Raw genomic sequence first — 7368 nt, forward strand, 5'->3', positions numbered from 1 at the left:
GTTGATGTTTTTAAAAATCCACAAAAATCGGGGTTTGGAAAGAAGTCTATTAAGTAAATTTTTAAGATTTTAACTTAATTTTTTAAAATTAAGTGGTCGGATTGTTTTTCATAATAAATCTCTTTCCAAACTAAAAATAAACCCTTGTAAGTATTGGGGTTGAAGTTTTTAAAAATCTACAAAAATCAGGGTTTGGAAAGAAGTCTAATAAAAACTTGTCTGATAGAATGACTATCAGCCTGCGTTTTTTCATTGAAAAACGTGCGATTTTTCTCATTTTTCATTGCAAATATAAAAGGCATGCACGCCCTAATTTAAAACCCAATTAACACGTTACCGAGCCAAACCAATCATGTTAGCCAACTACCACGCCGATAATATCCCCACACGTTTTAGTCATCCTTTGGTGGATGAAGCCAAAGACAGTCTGATGAATGCGGTCAGCTACTTAGATGCCAAAGAGCGGGCGGACGTGCTACGGGCGTGCCATTTTGGCGACATGGCACACATCAAGGACAAACGCAAATCAGGCGAGCCGTACATCACGCACCCCATTGCGGTGGCGGAGATTTTGGCGGGGTTTTTGTTGGATAGGGATTCTATCATTGCCGCGATTTTGCATGATACGGTAGAAGACACCGAAGTCACCGATGAGCTGGTGGCAAGTGAGTTTGGCGAGACGGTGGCACGACTGGTGGATGGCGTGACCAAACTAAAATCAGGCAACATGAGCAAACAGCAGTCACAGGCGGCGACCTTTCATAAGATTTTAAATGCCACGCTCATAGACCCCCGTGTACTCATCATCAAGCTGTCCGACCGCTTGCATAACATGAGTACCATGGATGCGGTGCGAGAAGAAAAACAAAAATCAACCGCTCGTGAGACGTTGGATTTTTATGTGCCGTTCGCTCGCATTATGGGGCTAAACGACATCGCTGACTACATCGAGCTTTTGTGTTATCGCAACCTTAACCCTGTCATGTATAACAAATTTAATGACAAGCTGTTGCAACATGGTTTGGGGCGTAATTTTCAAAAGATTGAGATTAGCACTTATCTACAAAACCTACTAGGACATCTAAACCTAAAAGGACATGTGCAGGTGCTGGACAACCGTACAAGCATGTATCGGCAATTCTTTAAAAATCGTGGTCAAGCCAATCGCTTGATTCGCCAATATGATTTTGAAGTGGTGCTAGAAGACATCGGGGCGTGCGACAAACTGGCGTATCATCTCATCCAAAAGTTTGAAATCGCTGACCGTAACATTCAGGACAATATCCGTAAACCCCTAGCAGGGGGCAATCAGTCGCTGTCGCTGATTTATAAAAAAGATTACAACTTTATTAAAGTCACGCTCATGACCGCGCGCATGAAAGAAGCATCTCGCTTGGGCGTACTTGGCAACAGCAAAAATGACATCAGTCAGTCCGTGATACAGGCAAGTTTGCGTAATATGAAGGATTTGGCGGCGGTCGAAGGCGAAGATGCAGAAACATCGCTCAAAGTCATTAATGAGCTCATGAGCTATCTGCATGAGCGTAAAATCGTCTGTTATAGCCCCCAAGGGCGTGCCTATGAGTTACCCCGTGGGGCGACAGCGTTGGATTTTGCCTATGCGGTCGGGCCTGCCGTGGGCAACATCGCCACAGGGGCGGACATTAATGGCGAGCATGGTGAGCTCGGGTTGGTGTTGGCTGATGGCGACACGGTGAGTATTGACATTGACAAAAATGCCACACCCAAAGCGGACTGGCTTGGTTTTGTGGCGACCAACAAAGCCCGCAATGAGATTTTAAAATTCCTAAAACGCCTGCCCCACGACCAAAAAGAACATTATGGCAAAGAGGCCTTGATGCGTGCCTTAAAGCCTTATGACAAAACACTAGATGACTTGTCCGAGCAGGACTGGGCGGATATTTTGGCGTGGCGTGGCGTGGCAAGTCAAAGCGATATTTTCCTGCAAATTGCCACAGGTACGCTACTGCCACAGTTGGTTGTCTCTCGTCTGTTTAGTGAAGAAGTGGATGTGGCAGACGGGGCGGAGATTACCCAGACCAAGCATTTATTGGCGGGTATTAAGGGCGTGGAGATTACCTTTGCCAAATGCTGTAACCCCATGTATGGCGATAGTATCGTCGGACACCTGTCGGCACGTCAAGGGCTAACCGTCCATCGTCATAAATGCTATTCGCTAGAAAACATCCGTGTTGAGAATCCTTATCAGGTCATACAGCTCAACTGGAAGTCGGATATCAAGCTTGACCATACCAACTCAGTTGGACAGTTGCATTTTCCTGCCACGCTCAAAATCCACGCCATGCTAAATGAAGAGCAGATGAGTCAGGCGATTTATGAGCTGCGTGATTTGAACATTGGTATTGAGCAGACATCTGTCAAGGCAGATGAGAAATCAGGTGGTGGGGTCGGGGCGACCTTTATACAGGTGGTGGTGCGTTCCCGAGCTCATTTAGAAGAAGATATCATGAAGCTACGCCAAGTGCTGGGCTATCCTAGTATCATGCGACTGTATCAGATGCCGACCTAATACCCTGTTTTTGTACAAAAACAAACCCTGCCAATGTGCAGGGTTTGTGTTGGACTATGCCATGATGATTTGGCGGGTTAGCGTTTGATGGCACGCTCATAGATGGCACGGTTCTCAGGCAGGAGTTTTTCCATTGCTTGAATGCGACTGTCGTTATTGGGGTGGGTGGAGAGAATGCTACCAACCTTACCACCACCACCTTGTTTGGCGTTCATCTTTTTCCAAACATTGATGGCGTCAGCGGGGTTGTAACCTGCCATCGCCATCAATCGCATGCCTAGGGCGTCTGCTTCGTATTCGTGGTGGCGAGAGTAGGGCTTATCAAGTCCGTATTCGTGTAACACGCTCGCCCCGAGATTGACCATGTCGGCATTATAGCCCGTGTTGGCTTGGACAGCGGCGGCACCAAGTTGTACCGCTAGGCTAGACAGGACGTTTGCCCCCATTTGTTTTTTACTATGTTCTAGTAAAGCGTGAGCCATCTCATGCCCAACAATGGCAGCAATCTCACTCTCGGTCAAGTGATAATTCTGGGCCAGCCCTGTGTAGAACGCCATCTTGCCACCTGGCATCGCCCATGCGTTTTCTTTTGGGTCTTTGATGACGGTCATCTGCCAATCAAAACGCATGCCTGTATTATTTAGAGAGTTGGCATGCGGTCTTAGGCGGTTAAAGGCACGCTGGACAGTCTTGGCGGTGTTTGATGTGGTATCAATCTGAGCCTTGCTGAGTATTTGATGGTAGTTTGATCCTGCCTGAGCATTTAGGGTTTTGCTGTCCATGCCTACCATATCAGCAACGGTTGTGCAACCTGATAAAGTCAAAATGACACCAAGTAGGGTAATGCTTGATTTTTTCATAAAGTATCCTGTAAGTATCCTTATCCCATCTGTCCTAAGAGATGATTTGTTGATTATCATAGCATTTTCAAAATCTAAAAACAATACGGCGAAAGAATGATTTAACAGTAAAAAATACTTGAATATTTGGCGTATTTTGTTTAATATGACAAATATCAAAGCAATCTGTCTACTCGGATCGGTTGCTGTAAATATAAGTTTTGCTTCATAAAATTCATAAAAGGAGATTGCGATGTGCTGTCATATTGACCTAAACTCAAAAGATGAAGTTGCTCACTTTTTGGGTAAGACCGAACCGAGCATTTTGCCAAAAACCTCTGATAATGTCGCAGGCAATATTGTCTATACTGGCAAGCCTGCCATGAGTCTGTGGGATAAAATTGTGGCTCGTTGGCAAGCCAACAAGATGAGTAAGTAAATAGAAAAATAGACAAATAAATGCTGTTTAAACAAATGGTATTTAAACAGCATTTAAACATTAAGATATCTTAGGAATAACCATGCCAAAGCAAATCATTCATACCGATGACGCCCCAAAAGCGGTGGGTACATACTCACAAGCTGTCAAAGTGGGTAATACCGTCTATGTCTCAGGTCAAATCGGACTTGACCCTGCTACCATGACCTTGCGTAATGGGTTCACCGCCCAAGCCAAGCAAGTATTTGATAATATTGAAGCCATCGCCCGAGCTTCTGGTGGCAGTTTGGCGGATGTGGTTAAGTTTAATGTATCACTGGATGATTTAAATAATTTTGATGAATTAAATCAAATCTTTGAGTCTCGTCTGACCGCTCCTTATCCTGCTCGTGCCGCCCTAGAAGTGGCAGCCTTGCCAAAAGGAGCATTGGTAGAGATTGAGGCGATTTTGTATATTGAATGAACTTTTTAACTCATCGTGCAATCGTACATAAGGGCGAACACCGCCCTTATTTATTTGGTGTTTATTTGGTGTTAAAACATGTCCATCTTATGGTATGTGGGATATTTGCCATAAAAATGTCTGTTTAATACTCTGATGTTTAATAATGCCTTTATTTATAATATCTTGTTTTTGTAAAGATGACACTATGTTAATCCAAGTTGCTCTGCCTGTACCGCTTTATCGTCTTTTTGATTATCGTGTGATAGGCGTGTTGCCCAAGGTGGGTGTGCGTGTCAAAGTACCATTTTCTCACCAAGAGCTGATTGGTATCGTGGTGGGGCATGTTCATCCTAATGACAGTGATGTGCCACAAAATAAGCTAAAATCGCTCATTGATGTGATTGATGATGAGCCGATTTTTGATGAATATTTTTTTAAACTTGCCAGATGGCTGTCATCTTATTATCATCATCCATTTGGCGATACGATGGCGGTCATGTTACCCACGCTTATCAAGGCAGGGGTGGATGTTAGTGATGACATACGGCGGTATCGGGTACCTGCCCATGTTGATGATGATTTTGTCAAAAACGTGTTAAGCAAAACCGCCAAAAAACAGCACGCTGATTTTGCCGTTATCCGTGACAATCCCAATGCCACCAAACACGCCTTGCGTATGCTTGGGGTGACGGAGCGGAATTTGGCATTATTTGTCCAAAAAGAGCTGATAGAATGTCACACCGCCCCAAACATACCGCCTCCGCCTGCCCAAGTAGTGCAAAAGCCACTGACCCTAAATGACGAACAACGCTCGGCACTGACAGAGATAAGCCAATGCATACATGATGGGTGTTATCAAGGCATACTGTTAAATGGTGTGACAGGCTCGGGCAAAACCGAAGTGTATCTACAAGCGATGGAGCAGGTGTTGGCACAGGGTCGGCAGGTGCTGATTATGGTGCCTGAGATAGGGCTGACCCCACAAAGTCGGGAGCGGTTCTCGGCACGCTTTGGGGCGAATGTCGTGGTGTTACATTCATCATTAAACGACAAAGAACGGCTGTCGGGGTGGCAGGCGTGTCGGCAAGGTCAGGCTCAAATCATCATCGCCACACGTTCGGCACTGTTTTATCCCTTTGCTAATTTGGGGCTGATTATCATCGATGAAGCTCATGACACAAGCTTTAAACAGCAAGACCATCTGCGATATCACGCCTGTGATGTGGCGTTATATGTGGGGGTGCTAAAACAAATCCCCGTGGTACTAGGCACGGCAACGCCCAGTCTTGAACAAATCAAGCTTGTCCGTGATGGCAAACTGCATGAATGCAAACTGACCAAACGGGCAGGGGGTGCGATAACGCCTACGTTTCGCCTTGTGGACATGAGAGTAGGCACGCTGTGGCAGACGGACATGGCAGGCGAGAGCCGTGATACTGAACTGGCTCATCAGACGGTGCAAGCGGTGCGTGAGACCTTAGGGCGGGGCGAGCAGGTGCTAATGTTCCTAAATCGGCGTGGTTATGCTCCGATACTCTTATGCGGGGCGTGTGGTTGGCAAGCGGACTGCGTGCGGTGTAGCAGTCATCTGACCCTGCACAAAAACCCCTTCAAAAAAGCACGCCATGCCAATGAGCAGTATCTGTATGATTATCTAAAATGCCATCATTGTGGTTATCAGGTGGTTACGCCCAAGGTGTGTCCGAGTTGTCATAGCCCAAATCTTGTGCATTTGGGGCAAGGGACAGGGCAGTTGTACGAAAGGTTGCATGGTATTTTTGCCAATCCACAAACCGTCCAAAACCCCTACCCCATCGTGCAGATAGACCGTGATACGGTGCGTGGCAAGGGGGCGTGGGACAAGCTGTATGAGCGTGTTAGCACAGGCGAGCCGATGATATTGGTAGGCACACAAATGCTGGCAAAGGGTCATCATTTTCCTAATGTGACATTGGTGGTGATTGTCAATGCTGACAGTGGCTTTTTGTCGCCTGATTTTCGTTCGCCCGAACACACCGCCCAGACGATAATGCAGGTGGCAGGACGGGCAGGGCGTGCAGGACGGGCAGGGGAAGTGCTGATACAGACCCTAAACCCTGATAATCCGTTACTGCTTGATTTGATACGCCATGGCTATGATAAATTCGCTCATGACTTATTGGCAGAGCGGTATGGATTGGGACTGCCACCGTGTAGCCATGCAGTACTGGTTCGGGCAGATGGTCATCGGCTTGATGTCGCCAAAAATGCCATCATCGGAGCAAAAAATCATCTGCCCCACGCCCATCCCTTTGCCGTGCTTGCCCCCATTGATGCCCCGATGGTCAAGAAAAACAACCGCTTTCATGTGCAGATGCTCATCCTTGCCAAAGAACGCAAAGTACTACATGATGTGCTGGCATGGTGGTGGCAGGACGTGCTTGCCCTGCCCAGCTCTCGGGGGGTCAAGATGGCGATAGACATTGACCCTGTGGGGTGGTAGGCTTGATAAAAACGCCCAAACGATGTGGTTTGGGCGTTTTGTTGTTGGGTGGTTATTGGGCGGTAGTGGATGAGGCTTGGATTTTTTGCAAATCTTCAGAGAGCCATTTCTTCTGAATCTCTGCCAAGCGTCCGTTTTCTTTGAGCTTTTTGATGCCAGCATTGATGTCATCTAACAGCTTGGTATTTTGTTTATCCACAATAACCCCAACGTGAGCTTCGGCGACAGATTGGCTTTCGTAGGGATTGCTTTCTAAGTTGAGCTGGGGAAAACTTTTTGCAAAGTGGTCAGCGATAGAACCTTGGATGGCAAAGACGTCAATCTTGTCTTGGGTAAGAGCTTCGACCAAACTATAAGGGGTAGGGTACTCGGTAAGCTCAGCATAACCACCCACCGCTTCGATGTCTGCACGCTGTTTACCGCCAACGATGATGCCAACACGCTTGCCTGCCAACGATGTCAAACCATCATAAGTGCCAGAGCCTTTGACATAATTTTTGAAAGGATTTGTAAAGTTTTGTGTGTACGATAGTTTTTTTGTTAGGGCGTGCCTGCCTTTGGTATTTGCCATGAAAAATGAGAAAAATCGCATGTTTTTCAAGAAATCTCTTT

Annotated in this window: 6 protein-coding genes; 4 read left to right on the top strand and 2 right to left on the bottom strand. The window is 46.4% G+C overall.

Going from position 1 to position 7368, the window contains the following annotated elements; translation table 11 throughout:
- Positions 1-352: 352 nt before the first annotated feature.
- Positions 353-2551, top strand: coding sequence for a RelA/SpoT family protein (locus B5J94_RS10105; protein ID WP_062500402.1), 2199 nt, complete (start codon positions 353-355; stop codon positions 2549-2551).
- 77 nt (positions 2552-2628) lie between these two features.
- On the opposite strand, the gene B5J94_RS10110 is transcribed toward B5J94_RS10105, so the two are convergent.
- Positions 2629-3411 (bottom strand): M48 family metallopeptidase, encoded by a 783-nt coding sequence (locus B5J94_RS10110; protein WP_062500404.1) that lies wholly within the window; start codon positions 3409-3411, stop codon positions 2629-2631.
- Between the two features lie 232 nt (positions 3412-3643).
- Between B5J94_RS10110 and B5J94_RS10115 the strand changes: the two genes are divergently transcribed.
- The 3 genes from B5J94_RS10115 to B5J94_RS10125 all read left to right on the top strand — a co-directional run bounded on the left by B5J94_RS10115 (position 3644) and on the right by B5J94_RS10125 (position 6756).
- The gene (locus B5J94_RS10115) at positions 3644-3829 is read left to right on the top strand and encodes a hypothetical protein (protein WP_062500406.1); all 186 of its coding nucleotides are present in this window, start codon (positions 3644-3646) and stop codon (positions 3827-3829) included.
- A gap of 82 nt (positions 3830-3911) precedes the next feature.
- Positions 3912-4292 carry a RidA family protein gene (locus B5J94_RS10120; protein ID WP_062500408.1) on the top strand — a complete coding sequence of 127 codons (381 nt, stop codon included), beginning with the start codon at positions 3912-3914 and terminating at the stop codon, positions 4290-4292.
- Positions 4293-4479: 187 nt separating this feature from the next.
- Positions 4480-6756 carry a primosomal protein N' gene (locus B5J94_RS10125; RefSeq protein WP_062500410.1) on the top strand — a complete coding sequence of 759 codons (2277 nt, stop codon included), beginning with the start codon at positions 4480-4482 and terminating at the stop codon, positions 6754-6756.
- A 52-nt stretch (positions 6757-6808) separates the two neighbouring features.
- Here the strand turns inward: B5J94_RS10125 and B5J94_RS10130 are convergent.
- Positions 6809-7368, bottom strand: a 560-nt coding sequence (locus B5J94_RS10130) for a substrate-binding periplasmic protein (protein ID WP_211271080.1), incomplete at its 5' end; no start/stop codon positions are given.

This window comes from Moraxella lacunata (assembly GCF_002027545.1).
In the GTDB taxonomy this organism is placed as follows: domain Bacteria; phylum Pseudomonadota; class Gammaproteobacteria; order Pseudomonadales; family Moraxellaceae; genus Moraxella; species Moraxella lacunata.

Bases quoted from the DNA above. Each gene is read 5' to 3' on its own strand.
- B5J94_RS10125 (WP_062500410.1), top strand. From the start codon at position 4,480: ATGTTAATCCAAGTTGCTCTGCCTGTACCGCTTTATCGTCTTTTTGAT.
- B5J94_RS10105 (WP_062500402.1), top strand. From the start codon at position 353: ATGTTAGCCAACTACCACGCCGATAATATCCCCACACGTTTTAGTCAT.
- B5J94_RS10120 (WP_062500408.1), top strand. From the start codon at position 3,912: ATGCCAAAGCAAATCATTCATACCGATGACGCCCCAAAAGCGGTGGGT.
- B5J94_RS10110 (WP_062500404.1), bottom strand. From the start codon at position 3,411: ATGAAAAAATCAAGCATTACCCTACTTGGTGTCATTTTGACTTTATCA.
- B5J94_RS10115 (WP_062500406.1), top strand. From the start codon at position 3,644: ATGTGCTGTCATATTGACCTAAACTCAAAAGATGAAGTTGCTCACTTT.